We start from the raw sequence: 23,037 nt of genomic DNA, 5'->3' as shown, positions 1-23,037 counted from the left end.
CATGTCGCAGCTATCGCTGCTTACGCTGGGTCCCGGCTTTCGCCGGGATGACGAAGGGGAAGTGTTCCCCACATCAAACCATACAGGCCCTCCGCATGACCCACACCCCGGACATTGATGAAGAAGCCGTCCGCCGGGCGGTGGAGAAGGATGATCCGACATCGGCGATCACGCGGCTGGGCGGGGTGGACCGGAAAATCATCTTTGTCATCGGGGTGGCGTTTGCGCTGTTCCAGCTATGGACCGCCACCTTCAACCCGCTGTCCAGCCTGGTGGTGCGGTCGGTGCATGTGGGGTTCCTGCTGCTGATGGCCTTCCTGCTGATCGGCGCGCGGGATGGGATGAAGCGGGACACGGTGCCGGCCTATGACTGGGTGCTGGGCGGGGTCGCGTTCCTGCTGGGGCTTTATCATTGGGTGTTCGAGCATGATTTGATCCTGCGGTCGGGCACGCCCACCGATCTGGACCTGTGGGTCGGGGCGCTGAATACCCTGCTGGTGGCAGAGGCCGCGCGGCGGATCATGGGCTGGGGCCTGCCGGCCCTGTGCCTGATCTTCGTGCCCTATGCGATGCTGGGGCCGTATATGCCCGATATCCTGGCCCATCGCGGGTATGAGCTGGATCAGGTGATCGAACAGCTGCATTTCTCCACCGAGGGGATTTACGGCACGCCGACCTTTGTTTCCTCCACCTTCATCTTCCTGTTCATCCTGTTCGGGGCGTTTTTGGAAAAGGCCGGGGTCATCGGCCTGTTCAATGATTTGTCCATGGCGCTGGTCGGGCGGCGGCTGGGTGGGGCGGCCAAGGTGGCGGTGGTGTCGTCGGGCTTCATGGGCATGGTCAACGGGTCGGGTGTGGCCAATGTCCTGACCACCGGCCAATTCACCATCCCCATGATGAAGCGTTTCGGCTATTCCGCGAAATTTGCCGGTGCCCTGGAAGCGACCGCCAGCATGGGTGGGCAGATCATGCCGCCGGTGATGGGGGCCGCCGCCTTCATCATGGCCGAAACGCTGGGCGTTTCGTACCTGGAGGTGTGCAAGGCGGCGGCGATCCCGGCCATCCTGTATTTCGTCTCCGCCTATTGGATGGCGCATCTGGAGGCGGCGCGCGCCGGCCTGCACGGGTTGCCGGAAAGCGAATGCCCGAAGCTGTGGCCGTCGCTGCGCCGGGGCTGGCATCTGCTGCTGCCGCTGGTGGCGCTGGTCACCCTGCTGCTGTCGGGGCGCACGCCGCTTTTTGCGGGCGTTGTCGGCATTGCGGGCACGGTCGTGCTGATGATGGGTCTGCTGCTGGTGGCGCAGATGGGGCCGTTGGCGCTGCGCGTGGCGTTTTGGGTCGGGCTGGGCCTGGGGGCCTGGGGCCTGACGCAGGCGGGCTTGCGGACCGAGCAGATGGCCATGGTGGTTATCGGCCTACTGGCCCTGCCCTGCTTTCTGTTCAAGTCGGGACGCGGGCTGCTGAACGCGCTGATGGCGGCGCTGGCCGATGGGGCGCGGGCGGCGGTGGCGGTGGGCATTGCCTGCGCCCTGGTCGGTATTCTAATCGGCATGCTGACCCTGACGGGGCTGGCATCGGGGCTGGCCGGGATCATCGTGGAACTGTCGGGCGGCAATCTGCTGCTGGCCCTGGTCCTGACCATGGTGGCCTGTATCATCCTGGGCACCGGCCTGCCGACCACGGCCAATTATATCATCACCGCCTCCATCGCGGCACCGGCGCTGCAACAACTGGGTGTGCCGCTGATCGTCAGCCATATGTTCTGCTTCTATTTCGGGATCATGGCCGATCTGACGCCGCCCGTGGCGCTGGCGGCCCTGGCGGCGTCGCCCATCGCGCGGGCGGGACATATGGAGATTGCCTGGCTGGCCACCCGCATCGGCATCGCCGGATATCTGGTGCCCTTCATGGCGGTGTTTGACCCGGCCCTGATGCTGCAATCGGGCGACTGGCTGGACACGGCCTATATGGTGGTAAAGGCGCTGGTGGGGATCGGGCTGCTGGGGATCGTTACCGTCGGCCATTACAAGACCAAGCTGCGCCTGTGGGAGATGGTCTGGGCCTTTGCGGCGGCGCTGCTGCTGGTCCTGGCCATGCCGATGACGGATGAGGCCGGGTTCGTGCTGGCGGCGCTGTTCTTAGGCCGGCAGCTCTGGCGCGGGCGACAGGTGGCCGGGGCAGCCGCCTGATGGCGGGGCTGCTGGCCCTGTGCCTGATCGCCGGGATACAACCGCCCGTGACGGTGCCAGCCGATCGGTTCACCCTGTCCTGGACCCATTCCATCGAGAAGGTGGAATGGCGGGAGGAATATCGGGTCACCGATCGGGGCCTTGTCCTTGAGACCTCGCGCGTGAAGGGCAGCGGGGTGGGGATGGAGCCGGGGCCGGATGCCAGACTGGTCGATGGCTGGTGGGTCAGCCACCCGGCCCTTGCCCCCCTGCCCGAACTGGTGCTGGCCGGCAGCCATTTTGGTGGGGATCATACGATCTGCATTCCCGGACGGTGCGCGCCGCTTCGCCAATGGCTGGGCCGGGACAATGATGGGCCGGTACGTTTGGTCGCATGTCCGACACGCAACTAATAACGGTTTGCAAAGGAATGTCCGGCATCCTAAGTATGAAAGATGCGTGACCCTGCCGGGTCGTGGGACAAGGTGGAAGGCGTCGGCCCCCGAATGGATACGACGATCAATGATGCGATGATCCGGGATGCGGCCGGGCGAAACCAGAAGGCGGGTTGCCCGCCGCTGGACATGGCCGCCCCCCGTCATGCCCCCCTGCCCCTGCCGTCCCTGTCGCTGGACAAGGTCAGTCACACTTATGGCGCCAAGCGGGCGTTGAGCGATGTGTCGCTGTCGATCTCTCCGGGGGAGATTGTCTGTCTGGTGGGACCCTCGGGATGCGGGAAATCCACCCTGCTGCGGCTGGCGGCGGGGCTGGAGACGATCCAGGAGGGCAGCGTCGCCATCGCGGGGCAGACCATTGCGCAGCCGGGATCGTCCCTGCCGCCCGAACGGCGCGGTATCGGGCTGGTGTTCCAGGATTACGCCCTGTTCCCGCATCTGAATGTTCTGGACAATGTGCGTTTCGGCCTGAACCGGCTGCCCGCGGCGGAGCGGGATGAACGCGCCATGGCGGCGTTGGAACAGGTGGGCATGGAAGGTTTCGTGCGCGCCTTCCCCCATGCCCTGTCGGGCGGGCAGCAGCAGCGGGTGGCGCTGGCCCGCGCCATGGCGCCGCGCCCGTCGGTTCTGCTGCTGGACGAACCCTTCTCCGGCCTGGATACAAGGCTGCGCGAGACTGTGCGCGACGAGACGCTGCATGTGCTGAAGCGCAGCGGCGCCGCGACCATGATCGTGACCCATGATCCCGAGGAGGCCATGTTCCTGGCCGACCGCATCGCCCTGCTGCGTGATGGCAGGCTGGTGCAGGTGGGGTCGCCGACAGCGCTTTACACCAAGCCGGTGGACGCCTTTGCCGCCAGCTTCTTTGGTGAGGTCAACCAGCTTGCAGGCATGGTGCGCCAGGGCCGGGTCGACACGCCGGTCGGGTGCCTGACGGTTCCGCATCTGGATGAGGGGGCGGCGGTCGATGTGCTGATCCGGCCCGAAGCGCTGCGCCTGACCATGGCGGCGGATGGCGATGGTATCGGCGTGCCCAATCTGGCGCGGGTGGAGGCGTCCCGCCTGCTGGGCCGTACCAGTCTGGTGCATCTGCGGATCAGCGACCGCGACGGTCGGCCGCACCACCTGCATGCCCGCGCGCCGGGCCATTTCCTGCCCGAAGATGGCAGCCATGTCTCGGTAACGCTGGAACCCAGGCAGGCCTTTGTATTTGAAAAGGTGTAAGTGGTGGCGCGATTGCGGCCACGGGGCCTTTCTGCCATGATCCCGCGCCCTTCCGGTGGTATGGGGCGATGGCCCCTTTGCAGTTTGCAGGCGGAGTTGAGACATGGGTGGTTTGGGTTGGATGGAAATCCTGGTGATCCTGGTGATCGTCCTGGTCATTTTCGGGGCGGGTAAGCTGCCGAAGGTGATGGGCGACCTGGGTCAGGGTATCCGCAACTTCAAATCCAACCTGTCGGATGGGGCCAAGGCCGACACCGATACGCCCCCCGCCAAGCCCGACGAAACGCCCAAGGCCTGACACCATGTTTGATATCGGCTGGTCCGAACTGCTTGTGATCGGGGTGGTGGCGTTGATCGTCATCGGTCCGAAGGATTTGCCCAAGGCGTTGAGCACAATGGGCAAATGGATGGCCCGTGCCCGCTCCATGGCCCGTGAATTCCAGAATAATGTCGATGACATGGTGCGTCAGGCCGAACTGGACGAGTTGCGCCAGCAGGTTCAGAAGGCCCGCGATTTCAACCTGACGGACGAGTTGGAAAAGAGCATCGATCCCGATGGCGGCGTGCGCAAGACACTGGCCGTTGAGGATTTCACCAGCCCGGCCCAGACCGCCAAGACGGACGACAAGCCGACCGTGCCGAAGGCCGATGCCAGCGGTGAGGACGTGGCGGACATGGCCAGTGCGGCCATCCCGCCTGTCCCGGCACCCGTTCCAGCACAGACCGGTACGGTCGCCCCCGATGCCGTCAGCGCCGCTGCCGCCGTTGCAGCGGTCCCCGTGGAACCCACCAAGGATAAGACGCCTTGAGCGAACCGATCGAACAGGATGAGCTGGACGCCGGCAAGATGCCGCTGCTCGACCATCTGATCGAGCTGCGCAACCGGTTGATGTGGAGCGGTGGGGCGCTGATCCTGGCGTTCCTGGCCTGCTTTGCGGTCGCCGACCATATCTATCAGTTCCTGATGCACCCGCTGGTGCAGGCGCTGGGCGCCAAGGCGGCGGAACGGCGCATGATCTTCACGGCGCCGCAGGAATTCTTCCTGACGCAGGTGAAGGTTGCCTTCTGGGCCGGCGCCATGCTGGCCTTCCCCATCATCGCCACCCAGATCTACAAGTTCGTGGCGCCGGGCCTGTACAAGCATGAGCGCAAGGCCTTCGTGCCGTTCCTGGTGGCGACACCGGTGCTGTTCACGTTGGGCGCGTCGCTGGTCTATTTCTTCATCATGCCCATGGCGCTGAAATTCTTCTTCAGCTTTGAGGCAGAAGCGACGGCCACGACGCTGGCGGTGCAGGCGGAAACGCGCGTGGCGGATTACCTGTCGCTGATCATGGCCATGATCTTCGCTTTCGGTCTGGCGTTTCAGTTGCCGGTGCTGCTGACCCTGCTGGCGCGCGTCGGGCTGGTCACGGCGGATGGGCTGGCGTCCAAGCGGCGCTATGCCATCGTCATCATCTTCGTGGCCGCCGCCATCCTGACCCCGCCCGACGTGATCAGCCAGGTTGGCTTGGCCATCCCGCTGCTGCTTTTGTACGAAGTGTCGGTGTTCATGGCGCGGCGCATTGAAAAGGGCCGGGCAGCACGGGAAGCGGCAGCGGAGGTGTAGCCGCCCCGCCAATGGCGCCGGCCACCGCATCATGTCCAATTGAAACGGCAGGCTGATCATGACCACGCAGGATGCAGAATGCCATCGGGGCAGTTGCCTGTGTGGAACGGTGACGTTTCAGATCAGCGGGCCGTTCGAGCATTTCTTCCTGTGCCACTGCCCCCGCTGCCGCAAGGGCAGCGGGTCGGCCCATGCCGCCAACCTGTTTTCAACCAGCGCGACCCTGGACTGGCTGTCGGGGAGCGAACAGGTGCGGTCGTTCCAGGTGGAGGGCACACGGCATCAGCGTTGTTTCTGCACCATCTGCGGGTCGGCCCTGCCGATGCTACAAGGCGATGGCAGCCTGCTGATGGTGCCGGCGGGCAGCCTGGACGGGCCGGTCACGATCCGACCGGCGGCACATATCTTCAGCGGCAGCCGTGCCGATTGGGACCATGAGTTGCACGCCCTGCCCTGGCTGGACGGCCCGCCCTGAACTGAATTTCGTCATCTGAAGTGGAAAACCAAACCACTCTGGCTATCCATTTTCCTTTGATGTAGGAAGTTTCCATTGGGGATCATGGAGGCGACGGCGTCGGCTGTTGCAACCGGTGGGGGTAAGCATGGGTTTGTGGCGTCTCTGCCTCGTTGTGCCGGTCTTTGCACTTGCAGCCAGCCTTTCAGTCCAGGCGCAGACGACGGTCCAGCAGGGGACCTATATTGCGGCGGAGAAGAAGGAATGCCAGCGCAACACCCCTGCTTACCCGTTGCGCGAACTTCATGAATGGACCGAGGGGTGGGTTGACCTCCGCTACACTGTGACCGCTGACGGTACGGTCAAGGACGTGGTCGTCGATCAACAGATGGGCCGGGGTGACTTTGCCAAACACACAGTGAGATGGATGGAGCGATGCGCGTTTGAACCCGCCAAACGCAATGGCCAAGCAGTCGAGGCCCGCAACCAGACCCAGCGTATTTATTTTATCATGGAAAGCAGCAATAGAGGCGCCAGCCCCGATATCATCCGTCGCTTGCGTGCAGTTGACGACCTGCTGGAGCAGGGCAAGGCCGACGAGGCCATGGAAAAGTTGGATGAACTGTCGCAGGACAGCCGTTATCTGTATGAAATGGTGCACACCATGGCGCGTCGCGCCCTGGCCATGGCAGTTGGTGGCAAACCTGACCTAGCCAGTCTCTACCTGCAGCAGATAAGATACAGCGACCGATATCTTGGCCTGCGTGAGCAGGCATGGGTGCGTCGGTTGACCCTGCGCATAGCCTTGTCCTTGGCGCTGTATCATGACGCCGTCGATGCGGCAGAAAATATCAAGGATTTGGGCAGCAGGGATGGGGATGATGCGTTCATCGCAGCCCTGGATCGTATGAAGGCGGCTGTTCGTGAGCCCACCCCCTTTACGGTTGAGGGGCGCATCCCCGTCGAGTGCCGACCGGAAATATGCACCGTTGAGGCACCTTCCTGGCGTTATCGTCCTGTACGCCGCACTATCTCCTTAACCGACGTCACAGGGGAACTGGATCGGGTTGAAGCACGATGCGATGCCCGCACCTTCACGGCCAAGGCTGTTGCTGATGTGACCTGGACCATCCCGGCCAGCTGGGGTGAATGTACCGTCAGCATCTTCGGCACGCCCGGCAGCACATTCCGTATCATTGACGAAAATGTGTGACCTTATAACAGCGGCCTTTAATCCCGACGGGTCGGGATTAAAGGCTTCGGCGGCATGGGCCGCCGCCGCGCCAGTCGGCGCGGATACTAACGGTCAAGAATTTTGACCGTTAGTATTACCCACCCGCCGCCGCGATGGCAGTGCGGGTGGATAGCGTCAGTGGGGCCGGCAGCGCGTCCATCGAGAACCAGCCCCAGTCCGACATGGCGTCGGGCTCCATTACCCTGGGCTCCCCCTCCACAATACGGGCGCGGTGGACGGGGTTGACCCAGTGGCTGGGTCCGGCGGGATCGATCTGATCGACGACACACAGCAGGCCGGTCAGTTCGATGGTTACACCCAATTCCTCTGCGATTTCGCGGCGGATCGTGTCGGGTACGGGTTCCAGGAAATCGACCTTGCCGCCGGGCAGGCCCCAATGGTCTGCCTCCGGATTGCGGCGGCGTTTGACGAGCAGCAGACGGCCCTGCCCGTCGGTGATGAAGGCGCCGCAGCCCACACGGATGATGGTCATGAGGTTTCCCCGCTTGTGCCATTAAGGAAATAAAAATTGCCAAAATATTAACATATTAATCAATTGATTGTTCTTGGTCATATGATTAGCCTCGCCGCATCAAGGTTTCCTTTTCGGACGGAGATTTTCCATGCCAGAGTCCTTCCTTGGACAGGTCATCTATGTTCCCTACCGGCACGCGCCGGAGGGCTGGGCCGTCTGTGACGGCGCGCTGATGTCCATCGCCTCTTACGCCCCACTGTTCAGCTTGCTCGGCAACAGCTTTGGTGGGGACGGTCGGTCGAATTTCGCCCTGCCCAATCTGGTAAACGCACCAAGCACGCCCAAGGGGCTGCTGCCCATCATCTCCCTGCTGGGGGAATATCCCAACCTGCCGCGGTAATCCAGGCACTACTGCCTGTCCGTCATTTGCCAATACCGATGCCGTCAGCATCATGTACCCACAATAAGGGCTGTGGAATGGTCAATCAACTCGACACCTATTTCACCGGGGCCATTCTGCATGTCGGGTTTGGCGGTCCGCCATCGGGATGGGAGCGGTGCGAGGGGCAGCGGTGGCAGGTCCGGGACAAGGTTGCCCTGGCGTCGATCATGGGCGTCAGCGACCAGAAGGAATTCTCCCTGCCCGACCTGACGCGGGACCCCGCCACACCGGCGGGCCTGACGCCCATCATCAATCTGTCCGGGCGGTTTCCGGGGCTGCCCTCACCAGTCAGCGCCGTCGCCCCCGTCAGTGCGGTTCCGGCCCTGACAGGACAGATTCTGTATGTGGTGGCGCGGCGGGCATCGGATGGCTGGGCCGTCTGTGACGGCTCTTTGCTGCCGATCAACAAATACTGGCCGCTGTTCAGCCTGTTGGGCACGCGTTTCGGCGGGGACGGGCAGAGTAATTTCGCCCTGCCCAATCTTGTCGGCGCCCCCACCACGCCCAAGGGCCTGCTGCCGCTGATCTGCGTGAACGGGGTGCATCCGCAGGAGGGGGGCGGACAGGACGGGATGCCGCAGATCGACGCCTATTTCGGGCAGGTGATCTATCTGGCGTTTGAAACCGGCGCGGAGGGTTGGCGGCGCTGTGATGGCGCCATCCTGCCGAAGAGCCAGTATCCGTTCCTGTTCTATGTGCTGGGCAACCGTTTCGGCGGCGATGGGCGAAACAACTTCGCCCTTCCCAACCTGATGAATGCAGCAAGCACGCCGCCGGGCCTGATCCCCGTTATCGCCATGGAGGGGATCTATCCGAGTTAAGACCTGCCTTACCGCATCGGCACGCTGGTGCGTTTGGCAACCGTGCGCAAGGTGAAGCTGGACCGTACCCGCGCCACACCGGGCAGGCGGGTTAGGGTCTGGGTGTGCAGGCGTTCATAATCGCTGCCATCGGCGACAACGACGCGCAGCATGAAATCGGCATCGCCCGCCATCAGATAGCATTCCATCACCTCCGGGCATTCCATCACCTTGGCCTCAAACGCGCGCAGGTCCTGATCCTGCTGCCGGTCCAGCGTGATCTGCACGAAGACGGAGGTTCCGCGACCCAGGGCGGCGGGGCTGACCAGGGCCACATAGCCCTCGATCACGCCTTCATCCTCCAGCCGTTTCAGGCGGCGGTGACAGGCGGATGGTGACAGCCCGACATGGTCGGCAAGGTCGGCGACGGAGATGCGGCCATCGGCCTGCACCTTTATCAGAATCTTACGATCAATGGCGTCAAGGTCGATTGGCCGCATAATCCACCACATATGCCGAATTTCATGCACGAAACGTCGAAATAGGGCCATGCCAAACCCGGTCTTTGCAAGGACATTCGGTGGGGTTCGGGCGTATTCTCTCCTCACATCCGAACAGGGAGAAAAAACATGCTCATCGGCGTTCCGAAAGAGATCAAGAATCACGAATATCGCGTCGGCCTGATCCCCGGCAATGTGCGTCAGCTGACGGTCCATGGCCATCAGGTGATCGTCCAGAAGGACGCCGGCACCGCCATCGGCCTGAGCGACGATCTGTATGTCGCCGCCGGCGCCACCATCGTGGATAGCGCCGAGGAAATCTTCGCCCGCGCCGACATGATCGTGAAGGTCAAGGAGCCGCAGCCGGTCGAATGCAAGATGCTGCGCCCCGGCCAGGTCCTGTTCACCTATCTGCATCTGGCGCCCGATCCGGAACAGACCAAGCTGTTGCAGGAATCGGGCGCCATCTGCATCGCCTATGAGACCGTGACCGACCGCAATGGCGGCCTGCCCCTGCTGGCCCCAATGTCGGAAGTGGCCGGGCGCATGTCCATCCAGGCCGGCGCGCACTGCCTTGAGAAGTCCTATGGCGGCATCGGCATCCTGCTGGGCGGCGTTCCCGGCACGCCCCCGGCCAAGGTCGCCATCATCGGCGGCGGCGTGGTCGGCACCAATGCCGCCCGCATGGCCATGGGCCTGGAAGCCCATGTCACCGTTCTGGACAAGTCGCTGGACCGGCTGCGTCAGCTGGATCAGCAGTTCGGCCGCCGCCTGAACACCGTCTATGCCAATGTCGAAACCATCGAGCAGGCTGTTCTGGAGGCCGATCTGGTCATCGGCGCCGTTCTGGTGCCGGGCGCCGAGGCCCCGAAGGTCGTCAGCCGTGAACTGGTTGCCCGCATGAAGAAGGGTGCGGTTCTGGTCGATGTCGCCATCGATCAGGGCGGCTGCTTTGAGACCAGCCACGCCACCACCCATGCCGACCCGACCTATGTTGTGGATGGCGTGATCCATTACTGCGTGGCCAACATGCCGGGTGCGGTCGCCCGTACCTCCACCTTCGCGCTGAACAATGCCACGGCCCCGTTCGTGCTGGCCCTGGCCGACAAGGGCTGGGTCAAGGCCCTGAAGGATGATGTGCATCTGCGCAACGGCCTGAACGTCGCCAAGGGCCAGCTGACATATCCCGGCATCGCCCATCTGGGGGCGGTGGTCAGCGCCGACAGCGTTCTGGGCTGAGTATAGTAAGGGCGGTTCCGGCCCATCGGAACCGCCCCTGTTGAAAAGAAAGAAGGCCGGGTCCTGTCGCGGGACCCGGCCTTTTCCATGGCCCCCTGTGGAGAGGCGTGGGAAAGCTGTTCTAATGCGTGCGTTCGGCCACCTGCACCGTGGCGGCGCGTGAGGCGCGCATGGCACCGGCATAATCCAGGCGGATAGCCGTCAGATCATAGGCACTGCGGCTGAGCCGGCCCGCGATCAGGGCCTGTTCGGACTGGGTCAGGCCAGCGCGCGAGGCGCGCAGTTCCTGATGCAGGCAATCCTGATAGGTGGCGATGGCTGCGGCATAGGCATCAACGGCCCGGCCCTGCTGTTCCACCGGCTTGCCATCCAAACCGGGCACCGGCACGGCGGCACAAACACGGTCCAGACGCAGGCCCAGATCATCAGCGGGCGCGGCATGGGCAGGAGCGGACAGAACGGCAGCCAGCAAAAGGGCGCCGATGGGCAGAACATTCTTCATGATAGGTCTCATCGCATGCACTGGCATGGGGTTTGTCACCCCCTTGGCATGGGAGAGTTATGACGCAGTGCAGGATCAGGGGCTGTGACGACGCCCACAGAACCATTCCGCCCTGGTCATTGCTGGCATACCCGTGACGCGGTCTTTGGCATGGCTGTCCTCAACGCCATACCGGCACTGCTTTCCAGCCAAATAAAAAGGCGGCCCTGCTTCAGGCCGCCTTTTCGACTTCCGATGTTCAGCGGATCAGAACGGAATTTCGTCGTCCAGATCGGCCGCCGGGCTGGGCCGGCTGCTACCACCGCCGGAGCCGCCACGAGAGCCGCCACTACGGTTGCCGCCGCCGTAATCGCCGCCGCCACCGCCATAGGAGCCACCGCCCCCACCGCTGTAACCGCCGCCGCCACTGCTGCCGCCGCCATAATCGCCGCCACGGTCATCATAGCTGCCGCCGCCAGCACCCATGCCGCCGCCTTCACGGCCATCCAGCAGGGTCAGTTCGCCCCGGAACTGCCGCAACACGACCTCCGTCGTGTAGCGTTCCTGGCCCTGCTGATCCTGCCACTTGCGGGTTTCAAGCTGGCCCTCGATATAGACCTTGCTGCCCTTCTTCAGGAAACGTTCGGCCACGCCGACCAGATTTTCGTTGAAGATCACGACACTGTGCCACTGCGTCCGTTCCTGACGCTCACCCGTGCCACGGTCCTTCCAGGTTTCCGAGGTCGCGATACGCAGTGTGCAGACCTTGCCGCCATTCTGCAATGACCGGACTTCCGGTTCCTTGCCCAGGTTACCAATGAGGATGACCTTGTTGACGCTGCCCGCCATGCTGTCGCTCTTTCGCAAAAAGGGATCGTCGGCGGAAGTCGCCCGCCGCCGGATGGCTCGCAGCCTACACGCTGCCCCCTGCTGCTTTCTACATTTTTAATAGGAACAATACAAGAACATTGCATTCCACTGATGGACAGGGCATTGTCACCTCGTCCCATGACCAGCCGGACGCGACCATGAACGACCTTCCTTTTGCCGATGCCGAGCAGGCCTTGAAGGATCATGCCCTGACCCTGCCCGAGGCGGCGGAGGATTTCCCCTGGGGGGAGCGGGTGATCAAGGTGCGCGGCAAGATATTCATCTTCGTGAACCATTACGAGGGCGTGTTCCGCGTCAGCCTGAAACTCCCCCACTCCCGCGACTTTGCCCTGGACATGCCGGGTGCCGCACCGACGGGGTATGGGTTGGGCAAGGCCGGCTGGGTCACGTTCAAGTTCCAGCCGGGTGACGGGATCGATGTCGAGCGGTTATGCCATTGGACGCTGGAAAGCTATCGCGCCGTCGCCCCGAAACGGTTATCCGCTTTACTGCCCACATGACGGGGCCGCGTTCGCGTGGCCTTTTCAAACCGGTCGCATCGCCTATCCTTAATCGCATCGCAGCATCCGCCCGCCCCACGGGACAGAAAGCCGAAGATCAAAACCGATGAACAAGCATATTTCCGTCCGTGGCGCCCGCGAACATAACCTGAAGAATGTCGATGTGGATCTACCGCGCGACAGCCTTGTGGTTATCACCGGCCTATCCGGGTCGGGCAAATCCTCGCTGGCCTTCGACACGATCTATGCCGAGGGGCAGCGGCGCTATGTGGAAAGCCTGTCGGCCTATGCGCGGCAGTTCCTGGAACTGATGCAGAAGCCCGATGTCGACAGCATCGAGGGCCTGTCGCCCGCCATCTCCATCGAACAGAAGACGACCAGCCGTAACCCCCGCTCCACCGTCGGCACGGTGACGGAGATTTACGACTATATGCGCCTGCTGTTCGCGCGCATCGGCATCCCCTATTCCCCCGCCACGGGCCTTCCCATCGAAAGCCAGACGGTCAGCCAGATGGTGGACCGTATCCTGAACATGCCGGAGGGGACGCGGTTGTATCTTCTGGCCCCCATCGCGCGCGGCAAGAAGGGGGAGTTCAAGAAGGAACTAGCGGAGTTGCGCAAGCGCGGGTTCCAGCGCGTGAAGATCAATGGCGAGATGGTTGAGATCGAGGATGCCCCCACCCTCGACAAGAAGCTGAAGCATGATATCGAGGTGGTGGTCGACCGGTTGAAGGTGCAGGCCGACCTGGGCAACCGGCTGGCGGATTCGATTGAGACGGGGCTGGAACTGTCCGACGGCCTGATCTTTGCCGAGAATGCCGACAATGGCGAGCGCACCGTCTTCTCCGCCAAATTCGCCTGCCCCGTCAGTGGTTTCACCATTGAGGAGGTGGAGCCGCGCCTGTTCAGCTTCAACAATCCGTTCGGCGCCTGCCCGGCCTGTGACGGGCTGGGGTCGAAGCATTATTTCGACCCGATGCTGGTGGTGCCCGACGAACGGTTGAGCCTGCGGGAGGGGGCCATCGCGCCATGGGCCAATTCCACCTCGCAATACTACCTGCAGACCCTGGAAAGCATCTGCGCCCATTATGGCAGCACTATCGACAAGCCGTGGGAAAAGCAGCCCGAAGAGGTGCGCAACTGCATCCTGTTCGGGTCGGGCAAGGTGGCGATCACCATGCGCTATGATGATGGCTTGCGGTCATACGAGACCAAGAAGCCGTTCGAAGGCGTGGTGAACAACCTGCAGCGCCGCTGGAAGGAAACCGAAAGCGCGCTGGTGCGCGAGGAACTGTCCAAGTACCAGTCGTCGCAGCCCTGTGAGGCCTGTAACGGCGCGCGGTTGAAGCCGGAGGCCCTGGCCGTCAAGATCAAGGGCCTGTCCATCGCCGATATCAGCCGCATGTCCATCCGTCAGGCCGCCGAATGGTTCCTGGCGCTCGACCCGCATTTGACGCAGAAGCAGCGCGACATTGCCGTGCGTATCCTGAAGGAGATCAACGAGCGGTTGGGCTTCCTCAATAATGTCGGGCTGGAATATCTGGCGCTGGACCGCGGGTCAGGCACCCTGTCGGGTGGCGAGAGCCAGCGTATCCGGCTGGCGTCACAGATCGGGTCGGGTTTGACGGGTGTGCTCTATGTGCTGGACGAGCCGTCGATCGGCCTGCATCAGCGCGATAATGACCGGCTGCTGACCACGCTTAAGCGCCTGCGCGATATCGGCAACACCGTCATCGTCGTCGAACATGATGAGGATGCGATCCGCATCGCCGATTATCTGGTCGATATGGGGCCGGGGGCGGGCGTGCATGGCGGCACCGTGGTGGCGCAGGGCACACCGGCAGAGGTGATGGCCCATCCGGACAGCCTGACGGCGCAGTATCTGTCGGGCCGCCGCCGCATCGAGATCCCCAAGGTCCGCCGCCCCGGCCATCCGGGACAGTTCCTGGAGGTCACGGGCTGCCGCACCAACAATCTGCGCGATGTGTCGGCCAAGGTGCCGCTGGGCACCTTCACCTGCGTCACGGGCGTGTCGGGGGGCGGCAAATCCACGCTGGTGGTCGAGACCTTGTACAAGGCGCTGGCCAAGAAGCTGATGGGGGCGCGCGAACATCCGGGCGAACATGACGCGATCCATGGGCTGGAGAATATCGACAAGGTCATCGATATTGACCAGTCACCCATCGGTCGCACGCCGCGATCCAACCCCGCCACCTATACCGGCTGTTTCACGCCCATCCGCGACTGGTTCGCCGGATTGCCGGAGGCGAAGGCGCGCGGGTACGGGCCGGGCCGGTTCAGCTTCAACGTCAAGGGCGGGCGGTGCGAGGCGTGCCAGGGCGACGGCGTCATCAAGATCGAGATGCATTTCCTGCCCGACGTCTATGTCACCTGCGATGTCTGCCACGGCAAACGCTATAACCGCGAAACGCTGGAGGTGCATTACAAGGGCAAGAGCATCGCAGAAGTGCTGGACATGACGGTGGAGGAAGGGGCAGAGTTTTTCCGCGCCGTGCCGTCCATCCGCGACAAGCTGGAAACACTGGACCGCGTCGGCCTTGGCTATATCAAGGTGGGCCAGCCGGCCACCACCCTGTCGGGCGGTGAGGCGCAGCGGGTGAAGCTGGCCAAGGAACTGTCGCGCCGGTCCACGGGGCGCACCATCTATATCCTGGACGAGCCGACGACCGGCCTGCATTTCGAGGATGTGCGCAAGCTGCTCGAAGTGCTGCATGCGCTGGTCGATCAGGGCAATACCGTGCTGGTGATCGAACATAATTTGGAGGTCATCAAGACCGCCGACTGGATCATCGACATGGGGCCGGAGGGTGGCAATGGCGGCGGCGAGATCGTGGCCGCCGGCACGCCCGAACAGGTGGCCAAGGCCCCACGCAGCCATACGGGGCATTATCTGGCGCCTTATCTGAAGGTGGCGAAGGCGCGCAAGGCCGGGTGAGCCGGACGGGCGAGCGGGTTAGGGACTGTTGAGATTGAGAAAATCCGCCTCCCCGGCGAAGGCCGGGGCCCAGCGCAGAGCGGCGTCTGCCGCGACATGAATTATATCGGCGCTAACCGCGCCTCACGCTGGGTCCCGGCTTTCGCCGGGATGACGAAATGGGCGATTGCTACCACCGGGCGCCAATTTAGTTGACTAAGAAACCACATCAATATAGTTTCCTTGGAAATCAAATATCAGCCAGGGAGAACCGCCATGAACGCGGAACGGATCGTCCTTGCCCGTGAATGCCTGGAGGCCGCCCATACAGGCAGCCTGAACTTCCCCGCTATCATCGGTCGGCTGGTGAATGCGGGGTTCGAGGGGTATCTGGTGGATTACCGCTGCGGCACGCAGAGCTATTACCTGCCCGATGGCGACAGCATCACCCTGCCCTTGCCGCACGCTGCCGGCACCATCCCCCCAGCCTTCGATGCGCCAGCTGTAGAACGCCTGATCCGCTGGGCCCAGGCCGACGGGCCGGACTATTCCTATCCCGCCTTCTGTGACAGGGTCATGGCGGCGGGCTGCGCCGGCTACCTCGTCACCTTCCTGGGCCGCCGCGTCGTCTATTACGGCCGTACCGGCGACATGCATGTGGAGCATTTTCCGGGGTGATTGGGAGGGCTATCGTTCGCTGGCACGGGATCGCTGACAGGTATATTCTTACCAGAGGGTAATCGATATAGCAGAGGTATGACATGGCAGCCACAGCCACCCTGTCCAGCAAGTTTCAAATTTCCATCCCCAAGGCTGTCCGCGAGGAGCAGCAGTGGGAAGCGGGGCAGGAGTTCGTATTCATCCCGAAGGGCAAAGGCGTCCTGGTGATGCCGGTGCCGGAGCTGACCCAACTTGCTGGTATCGCCAAGGGTGCCAATAAAGAGGGCTACCGTGATCGCTCGGATCGCTACTGATGGCCTCGGTAATGCGCTTGGTCGATACCTCGGCCTGGATCGAATGGCTGGTGGATAGCGACCTGGGGCGCAGGTTGGGGATAGAGTTCCCGGACAGGACCAATTGTATCGTGCCAACCATTGTGCAGCTTGAACTGTCAAAATGGCTGGTGCGCGAACTGGGCGAAGACAAGGCCGATCAAGTGATCGCCTACACCCAGAAATGCATTGTCGTACCATTGGATACCACTATCGCCCTGATGGCGGCGGACCTGCACCGTGAACACAGGCTGGCCACCGCCGACGCCGTGATTTACGCCACCGCGCGCCAGCGGGGGGCGGAATTGCTGACCTGCGACGCGCATTTCAAGGGCTTGGCCGGTGTCACGCTGATCGCCAAGTCCGCCTGCTGAAACCAGACACAACAGTGACAGGAGAAGCCCTTGACCACCCGGATCGCGTCATGCAGTTGCGGCCAAATGCGCCTGACCTGTGAGGGGGAGCCGCTGCGGGTTTCCATGTGCCATTGCCTGGAATGCCAGAAACGCACCGGCAGCGTCTTTGCCACCCAAGCCCGGTTCCCGCGCGACCGCGTCAGCATCACGGGCCACACCACCACCTGGTCCCGCCAGGGTGACAGCGGCGGCACCGCCACCTTCCATTTCTGTCCCACCTGCGGCTCGACCGTCTATTGGGAGTTGGACGGGGCACCCGATTTCATCGCCATCGCCGTCGGAGCGTTCGCCGACCCGAACTTCCCGCCGCCGCATGTGATGGTTTACGAGAGCAGAATGCACCCCTGGGCGTTGGCAGCGGAAGGGTTGGGGATGGAGCGGTGGGGGTAGGACGTCGGCTTTGCGCTCCGTGCACGAACCCGCTTCGCGGGATCGGTGCGAGTTGCGCTGTCGCGAGAGGCAGGGAGGTGTTGAGACAGGCTGAGCCGCGGCCTGACCATGGAGGTTCCTTCAATGCGAGAGGAACATGCCATGGTCAATGTTTCGCCTTCTACGCCGGTCAGCCCGCTCCGCCAGCGTATGCTCGACGACATGCTCATCCGGGAGCTGGGAGAGCATACTCGGCAGGATTACGTCCGCCATGTTCGCACTTTCGTGGCGTTCCTCGGGCGCCCGCCCGATACCGCGACCAGCGAAGAGCTCCGTCGTTTTCAGCTTCATCAGCACGAGAATGGCGTCGACGTGGCGTCCATCAATGGTGCCGTCTCGGCGTTGCGTTTCTTCTTCGGCGTGACCCTGGGGCGCCCCGATCTGGCCCGGAGCCTGGTCGTCACCCGCTACAATCGCAAGCTGCCGGATGTGCTCAGCGTCGAGGAGGCCGCCCGATTGCTGGAGTCAGCACCGGGGACCAAATACAAGGCCGCGCTCGGTGTCGCCTATGGCGCAGGCCTGCGGTTATCGGAGGTAGCTCATCTCAAGGTCGACGATATCGACAGCACGCGCATGCTGATCCGCGTCGAGCAGGGCAAGGGCCGCAAGGATCGCAACGCGATGCTCTCCCCGCAGCTTCCGGACCTGCTCCGCCTCTGGTGGCGCGAGGGCAAGCAGCGTGGGGTAATGCTGCCCCATGGCTGGCTGTTCCCGGGGCAAGGCCGCCCGCAACCCGTGGGCCGGCGTGTCGAAGATATAGGCGCGGGTAACCTGCCCAGGCAGAAGACAACGCAAGGCCAACGCGAGATAACCGCCCGTTCCGTGGCCGGTCAGGACCAGGTCGCGCCCCGCATAGGTGGTGGCAGCGACGGGGCCGCTGCCTCGGTTAAAACACGCCGCATGAATTGGGGCGTTGGGCCCGGGACCAATGGCGGCAGGAATGGCGGCACCGCCGAGAGCCTGGACAAAGAAGGCACCTTCCGGACCCGCGAAGGGCATGTCCGCCCCGGGATCGGCCTACAATACGTGGATGTGATACCCACCTGTCCCGCTACCGCGACCGGCAGTTGCGCCAGCAGGGCGGCAAAGGGCAGTTCGCCCGCGAGGAAACCTTGCAACCTGTTCACGGACATCGGGTCTACCTGGGATCTGGTGGCGGTATTTCACGCGCCGGAGAAATTCAGCCGCCAACAAGAACCGTCGTGCGGTTGCCAGCCTTGTCATAGCTGTAGGTGACGACGCGGCCATTGGGATACCGGACCTCGATGAGGCGACCGAGGGCGTCGTAGCGATAGGCCACACTGCCTTGCGTGGGCGGTGACGTCTGGGCCTGGACCGGCACGGGCATGCAGCACAGCAACGCGAGAGCAACAACAAAAAGGCGCGTCAAGTCTGCCTCCTCCACCTTGCATAGCAATTACCGCAATTGAACCCGCCCTTTGAGAGTCAACACACACTGAGATGTGTCTTTTACATAAATAAAAAATCAGAACATCTTAAATATATACTGTTTTATGACAAAATTCTGTAAAAATTTCAGACAAACAGAATGTAATTCCATCCTGAACGCAAAGATGATTCTTGCCAAGGAAAAAAATTATCATGTATGAATTAGCCATATGGCCAGAATGGCCTTAATGGGGATCGGCATGGTCATATCTTGCAGAGTTGAACGCCCTCTCCTGCCTTTTCTGGCTGTGCTCGCCTTGGCCTGCGGACTCCCTCCCTCCCCTTCCATGGCCCAGACGGCCCCCGCTGCCGTAAAGATCGGCACCGCCCCTCTCGTTTCGCCGACCGATGCATATGGCTACTATGATAGCCAGGGCGCCGCCTTTACCCGTGATGACCTGCCCCTGCCCACTGACGAGTTCACAGGCATAGCAGAGGCGTTAGGGCGCGATCCCCACCGGATTTACGGATTCGTGCGAAACAATATCGACCGGGTCTGGACCTTCGGTCTGGCGCGCGGCGCGCGCGGCGCGGTGATCGACCGCACCGGCAATGCCTTTGACCAGGCGCATCTGTTGGTAACGCTGCTGCGCGCGGCCACTGTCCCGGCGGAGTATCGGCTGGGTACAGTCACGCTGACCGGGCCGCAGTTCCAAGCCTGGACCGGCATCAGCGATGCCAGGGCCGCCTGCCAGCTGCTGTCCAGCGGCGGTATTCCGGCGGCGATCAATGGCAGCACCAGTCCTGCCTGCGACTATACCGGGCAGATCAGCAGCGTGGCGATGGCCCATATCTGGGTTGTGGCGACGGTCAATGGCAAACAGGTCACCTATGACCCCAGCGACAAGCCCTATGTTGCACCATCAGGCGCCCCCAGCGTCACAGTCAAGGCCGGGTATGAGGCCGAATCGGCGCTTAATGCCGCCATCGACGGCATGGAAACGGGCACCGACCAGAATGTCCCTTATGTCCGGACGCTGAACAAGACGGCGCTGGATTCCACGCTGGACACGCGGGCGGCCACGCTTCTGTCCCATATCAACGATACCCTGTTGAAAGATGATCAACCGGCGGGGCGCCTGTCGGATCTGATCAATCGACCGGAAATTCAACCTTGGCTGCCTGCCAACGCGGCCGAGCCGCCGCCCGCCCCGGCCTACAGCACCTCCATCCGCGCCACCTGGACCGACATTCCGGATGCGTACCGGTCAAAGCTAACGGTCAGCGTTATCTTCGAGAAATTCACCGGGGTAATCGGCGGCAACCCAACGGAGCTGTTTTCCCGGACCCTGTTTGCCGACCGCATTGCGGGGCACAAGCTGGTGCTGGACACCAATTTCAATCGGGAAGAGGCGGTTGCAGCCAGTGAATACACCAGCAACAATCCGGACAGCGGGCTGAACAAATTCGTCGGGACTTTGCGACTGCGCGGCGATGACATGGCCGACATCACCCTGGCTACCGGAACGGTGGATCAGGAAGTGCGGTACGGCCGCCAGGGCCGCATCGTGCTGAAGGCTGATCATCCCTATGCCGCCGCTGCCGGCTCCTACATGGATGGGGTGGCGGACAAGCAGGTCCGGATGCTGGTGCCACTGACCATCGTCAATGGTTGGGGCGAGATCGGATCGGGTCTGGCCACACGCTGGGGCACGCGGCCTGACAAGCTGGTGCCCATGCTCTATGCCATGGGCAGGGGGTGCCCCGACTTTGACCAGTACCAGGAACCCACCTGCAGCAGCCTTATCGGTACCGTCGGGGATGGAAGGCGCGAACAGATGGCGGCGGCGTGGTTGGCACAGGCCGGCACGGCGGCCCGCTTGCACGCCACCCTGGCCAACAGCCATTTCGTGCATCACCATTCGCTGGGCGTGGTCTCTGCCGATGGCGAGGCCACGGCCATCAAGCGGATCACGCAGGGTCCGTCCGCCGCCAATGGTCAGCTTTTCTACACCCTGGCCGACAGTTTCGACCGGATCGACGTCGATAGCGCCATCAGCCTGACCAGCCGCACGGGTGACGCGGCCAAGCGCCGGGGCACGCTGCTGGCCATCGCCCACACGATGGAGGCCCTGGAAGGCCAGGTGCCGGTGGAGGCGGTCGACGTACCGGATTCGGTATCGACGACGACGCGGCTGGCCTGGGCCAACAACCCGTCATCGGGCAACAACAGCAACAATCCGGCCCTGAACACCGACCCGGTCAACAAGCAGGGGACAGGGCAGACCGCGACATTCACCAGTGCCGGGGCGCGCCGGTTCTATCAGTACGGAAGCGCCAATGCGGCGCAGGCCACGGGCCTGACGCTGCTGGAAGCGTCAGCCAGCCCGACCTTCGCGTCCTATCACGGCGAAGGGTCCGTGATCGAGCCGTTGATGAGCGCTGACGGAAATTTCCGTACCGATCTGACCAATGCCATCGGCCTTTATGCCGGAGCAGGCTTCCAGGTGGTGACCTCGGCGGAAAGTTTCCTGGGCCCAGGCGCGCGCATCGGGGAGATCGTCAAGGATACTGGCAGCGGCAATTTCTATTTCCACCGCCGCACGCGCCAGCGTGGCGGTGCACTGATCGCCACGAAATACGACACGAACGGCGATCCGGTGGAGATTGCGCATGTGGCGGTCAACCAGGGCGCCAATGCCAAGGGCGGCGGTGCGGGGATTCAGTCGTTCCAGCAGGCCCAATATGATCCGGGCACGGCGGCGGACGTGCTGAAGGCCAAGTTCGTGGACAAATCCTCGGCGCTTGGCGTGGATATCAAGACCGGCTCTCTGACCTACCAGAGCCCGGTGGGTCTGTCGGTGGGCAGCGGCAAGTTCCCCTATCAACTGTCGGCAAGCCTGATCTGGCGCGGGGGCACGCCGGAACTGCCGGGTGCCACGCCCAGCCCCTTGTCGCAGCCGCAATCACCCTGGACGACGAACTGGTCTTCCTCGGCATCAATTTCGTCCAGCGTGCTGGAAACCATGGGACGCGGTGACATCAGGGCGAGCGCTGATACGATCGCTGCGTTCCTGGCCCTGCAGGATATCTACCGCGCGGCACCGGCACCTGAGCGGGAGGCGGCAGCGGTACTGGCGGCCTCCTGGTGGCTGGCACGGGTCAGCGGCAATGTTGCGACGGTGACGGTGGGCGCGGACACACGGCAATTCGTGCGTCTGACCAACAATCAATGGGTCAGCCCCGGCGGCGGTGCCGCGCGCCTGGATGTGACGGGCAACCGCACGCCGTTCATCGAGACAGGCTGCAACCTTAACCCCGGCCCGCGGCCGCAGAACCGGGGCTGGGGCCATGGCGGCATGGCGCTGACGGTGACCAGCCCGTCGGGCGATACGCAGATTTTCCAGCATAAGCATATCGTTGTCACGCTGGAGAAGGAGAATTGCTATGTGCAGCAGGGCTTCCGGCTGACCGATTGGCAGTTCCCCCAGGGTGTGACGCTCAGCCTTTCCTACGCTTCGGTGAATAACCTGCCCAACGCGCCGCAGGATCTGGTGTCGGTCTCCAATAATCTGGGCCGTTCGATCCGGTTTGCCCGGTCCGGGTTGGACGGGTTCGACAATGGGCTGAGCGGGGCTGACCGGCGGGCAGTAAGCATCGGCTTTTCGCCCTGTAACGACAGCCCGCCGCACCCCCCAACTTGTGGTGGGATGCGGCATACGGGACCGGATGGTCAGTCCTATGACTTCATGACCGGCGTGGTTGCCAACCGCTACCGTCTTCTGTCCGTCTATCGCCCGGTTGCGCCGACAGCGGCCTTTGTGCGGTACAGTTACGACAGCCAGCATCGGGTTGTGGCGGTGGAGGATGCGGGCGCGGTGGCGGGCACGCGCACGCCCTATCGGTTCCATTATGCCGCTGGGTTCGGCGGGGCGCGGGTGGACCCGCTGGGGAGCCGCTATGATGTCGGCTATGACCGTGACGGGTATCTGCGCCGCGTGGTGGATGAGCTTGGGTATGTGACCCAGGCCCTGCCCGACGGGCGCGGGCGGGTGGTGGAATATCGCTATCCGATGGGGGAGAAACAGCTTTTCACCTATGACACGCGTAACAATACCACCGGCATGACCCGCGTGGCGCGACCGAACGTACCACCGGTGCTGGCGGATACGAAGGTCCGGGTGCAATGGCACCCGCAGCTCAACAAGCCGACGAAGGTGACCGATGCCCGCGGCAATGTCACCGACCTGACCTACAGCCCCGCGACGGGCCTGCTGAGCAAGCTGGAACAACCCGCCATCACGCCCTCCGGCGAATCGGCTCCGCGCCGGCCCACCACGAATTTCACCTACGACGCCTATGGCCGCCTGAAGACCGCGACCGACCCATCGGGCATGGCGAGCCGCT

Annotated in this window: 23 protein-coding genes; 19 read left to right on the top strand and 4 right to left on the bottom strand. The window is 63.1% G+C overall.

Going from position 1 to position 23,037, the window contains the following annotated elements; all coding sequences use genetic code 11:
• Positions 1-95 precede the first annotated feature (95 nt).
• From ACODSP_RS26940 to ACODSP_RS26905, 8 genes are all read left to right on the top strand, one after another.
• Positions 96-2,189, top strand: coding sequence for a TRAP transporter permease (locus ACODSP_RS26940; RefSeq protein WP_488968601.1), 2,094 nt, complete (start codon positions 96-98; stop codon positions 2,187-2,189).
• A complete protein-coding gene (locus ACODSP_RS26935; RefSeq protein ID WP_488968600.1) occupies positions 2,189-2,581 on the top strand; it encodes a DUF1850 domain-containing protein in 393 nt (130 codons plus the stop codon). Before ACODSP_RS26940 ends, ACODSP_RS26935 begins: the two co-directional genes overlap by 1 nt.
• A gap of 42 nt (positions 2,582-2,623) precedes the next feature.
• The gene (locus ACODSP_RS26930; protein WP_488968599.1) at positions 2,624-3,847 is read left to right on the top strand and encodes an ABC transporter ATP-binding protein; all 1,224 of its coding nucleotides are present in this window, start codon (positions 2,624-2,626) and stop codon (positions 3,845-3,847) included.
• A gap of 103 nt (positions 3,848-3,950) precedes the next feature.
• Positions 3,951-4,145: a twin-arginine translocase TatA/TatE family subunit gene (gene tatA, locus ACODSP_RS26925; protein WP_488968598.1), complete on the top strand. Its 195-nt coding sequence runs from the start codon at positions 3,951-3,953 to the stop codon at positions 4,143-4,145.
• 4 nt (positions 4,146-4,149) lie between these two features.
• Positions 4,150-4,656, top strand: coding sequence for a Sec-independent protein translocase protein TatB (gene tatB / locus ACODSP_RS26920; RefSeq protein WP_488968597.1), 507 nt, complete (start codon positions 4,150-4,152; stop codon positions 4,654-4,656).
• Positions 4,653-5,453 (top strand): twin-arginine translocase subunit TatC, encoded by an 801-nt coding sequence (tatC, locus tag ACODSP_RS26915; RefSeq protein ID WP_488968596.1) that lies wholly within the window; start codon positions 4,653-4,655, stop codon positions 5,451-5,453. The genes tatB and tatC overlap by 4 nt, the downstream gene beginning before the upstream one ends.
• A gap of 58 nt (positions 5,454-5,511) precedes the next feature.
• The gene (locus tag ACODSP_RS26910) at positions 5,512-5,928 is read left to right on the top strand and encodes a GFA family protein (protein WP_488968595.1); all 417 of its coding nucleotides are present in this window, start codon (positions 5,512-5,514) and stop codon (positions 5,926-5,928) included.
• Positions 5,929-6,055: 127 nt separating this feature from the next.
• Positions 6,056-7,120 (top strand): TonB family protein, encoded by a 1,065-nt coding sequence (locus ACODSP_RS26905; protein ID WP_488968594.1) that lies wholly within the window; start codon positions 6,056-6,058, stop codon positions 7,118-7,120.
• A 115-nt stretch (positions 7,121-7,235) separates the two neighbouring features.
• On the opposite strand, the gene ACODSP_RS26900 is transcribed toward ACODSP_RS26905, so the two are convergent.
• Entirely contained in the window at positions 7,236-7,634 is a 399-nt protein-coding gene (locus ACODSP_RS26900; protein WP_488968593.1) for an NUDIX hydrolase, read from the bottom strand.
• 130 nt (positions 7,635-7,764) lie between these two features.
• Between ACODSP_RS26900 and ACODSP_RS26895 the strand changes: the two genes are divergently transcribed.
• A complete protein-coding gene (locus ACODSP_RS26895; protein ID WP_488968592.1) occupies positions 7,765-8,016 on the top strand; it encodes a phage tail protein in 252 nt (83 codons plus the stop codon).
• Positions 8,017-8,093: 77 nt separating this feature from the next.
• Positions 8,094-8,879, top strand: coding sequence for a tail fiber protein (locus ACODSP_RS26890; protein WP_488968591.1), 786 nt, complete (start codon positions 8,094-8,096; stop codon positions 8,877-8,879).
• An 8-nt stretch (positions 8,880-8,887) separates the two neighbouring features.
• Here ACODSP_RS26890 and ACODSP_RS26885 read toward each other — a convergent pair whose 3' ends face one another.
• On the bottom strand, positions 8,888-9,358 hold the full coding sequence (locus ACODSP_RS26885) for an Lrp/AsnC family transcriptional regulator (protein ID WP_054168655.1): 471 nt from the start codon (positions 9,356-9,358) through the stop codon (positions 8,888-8,890).
• A 129-nt stretch (positions 9,359-9,487) separates the two neighbouring features.
• On the opposite strand from ACODSP_RS26885, the gene ald reads away from it, so the two are divergent.
• On the top strand, positions 9,488-10,597 hold the full coding sequence (ald, locus tag ACODSP_RS26880; RefSeq protein ID WP_488968590.1) for an alanine dehydrogenase: 1,110 nt from the start codon (positions 9,488-9,490) through the stop codon (positions 10,595-10,597).
• 121 nt (positions 10,598-10,718) lie between these two features.
• Here the strand turns inward: ald and ACODSP_RS26875 are convergent, their stop codons facing one another.
• Positions 10,719-11,099, bottom strand: a complete 381-nt coding sequence (locus tag ACODSP_RS26875) for a hypothetical protein (RefSeq protein ID WP_488968589.1) — start codon at positions 11,097-11,099, stop codon at positions 10,719-10,721.
• Positions 11,100-11,345: 246 nt separating this feature from the next.
• On the bottom strand, positions 11,346-11,927 hold the full coding sequence (ssb, locus tag ACODSP_RS26870) for a single-stranded DNA-binding protein (protein WP_488968588.1): 582 nt from the start codon (positions 11,925-11,927) through the stop codon (positions 11,346-11,348).
• Between the two features lie 179 nt (positions 11,928-12,106).
• Here ssb and ACODSP_RS26865 point away from each other — a divergent pair, with 179 nt between their 5' ends.
• From ACODSP_RS26865 to ACODSP_RS26830, 8 genes are all read left to right on the top strand, one after another.
• On the top strand, positions 12,107-12,469 hold the full coding sequence (locus ACODSP_RS26865; protein WP_488968587.1) for an MmcQ/YjbR family DNA-binding protein: 363 nt from the start codon (positions 12,107-12,109) through the stop codon (positions 12,467-12,469).
• 106 nt (positions 12,470-12,575) lie between these two features.
• Positions 12,576-15,425: an excinuclease ABC subunit UvrA gene (uvrA, locus tag ACODSP_RS26860; RefSeq protein ID WP_488968586.1), complete on the top strand. Its 2,850-nt coding sequence runs from the start codon at positions 12,576-12,578 to the stop codon at positions 15,423-15,425.
• Between the two features lie 255 nt (positions 15,426-15,680).
• Positions 15,681-16,082, top strand: coding sequence for a DUF1398 domain-containing protein (locus tag ACODSP_RS26855; RefSeq protein ID WP_488968585.1), 402 nt, complete (start codon positions 15,681-15,683; stop codon positions 16,080-16,082).
• Between the two features lie 83 nt (positions 16,083-16,165).
• Positions 16,166-16,378 (top strand): AbrB/MazE/SpoVT family DNA-binding domain-containing protein, encoded by a 213-nt coding sequence (locus tag ACODSP_RS26850; protein WP_488968584.1) that lies wholly within the window; start codon positions 16,166-16,168, stop codon positions 16,376-16,378.
• Complete coding sequence (locus ACODSP_RS26845; protein ID WP_488968583.1) at positions 16,378-16,770, top strand: type II toxin-antitoxin system VapC family toxin; 393 nt, start codon at positions 16,378-16,380, stop codon at positions 16,768-16,770. Before ACODSP_RS26850 ends, ACODSP_RS26845 begins: the two co-directional genes overlap by 1 nt.
• Positions 16,771-16,800: 30 nt before the next feature.
• On the top strand, positions 16,801-17,202 hold the full coding sequence (locus ACODSP_RS26840; RefSeq protein WP_488968582.1) for a GFA family protein: 402 nt from the start codon (positions 16,801-16,803) through the stop codon (positions 17,200-17,202).
• A gap of 123 nt (positions 17,203-17,325) precedes the next feature.
• Positions 17,326-18,477, top strand: coding sequence for a tyrosine-type recombinase/integrase (locus tag ACODSP_RS26835; protein WP_488968581.1), 1,152 nt, complete (start codon positions 17,326-17,328; stop codon positions 18,475-18,477).
• A gap of 500 nt (positions 18,478-18,977) precedes the next feature.
• Positions 18,978-23,037, top strand: a 4,060-nt coding sequence (locus ACODSP_RS26830; protein ID WP_488968580.1) for a hypothetical protein, incomplete at its 3' end; no start/stop codon positions are given.

The sequence above is a fragment of the Niveispirillum sp. FG156 genome (genome assembly GCF_057809555.1).
Note: the sequence above shows the minus strand (reverse complement) of the source record. Positions and strands in the feature narration are given on the sequence as shown.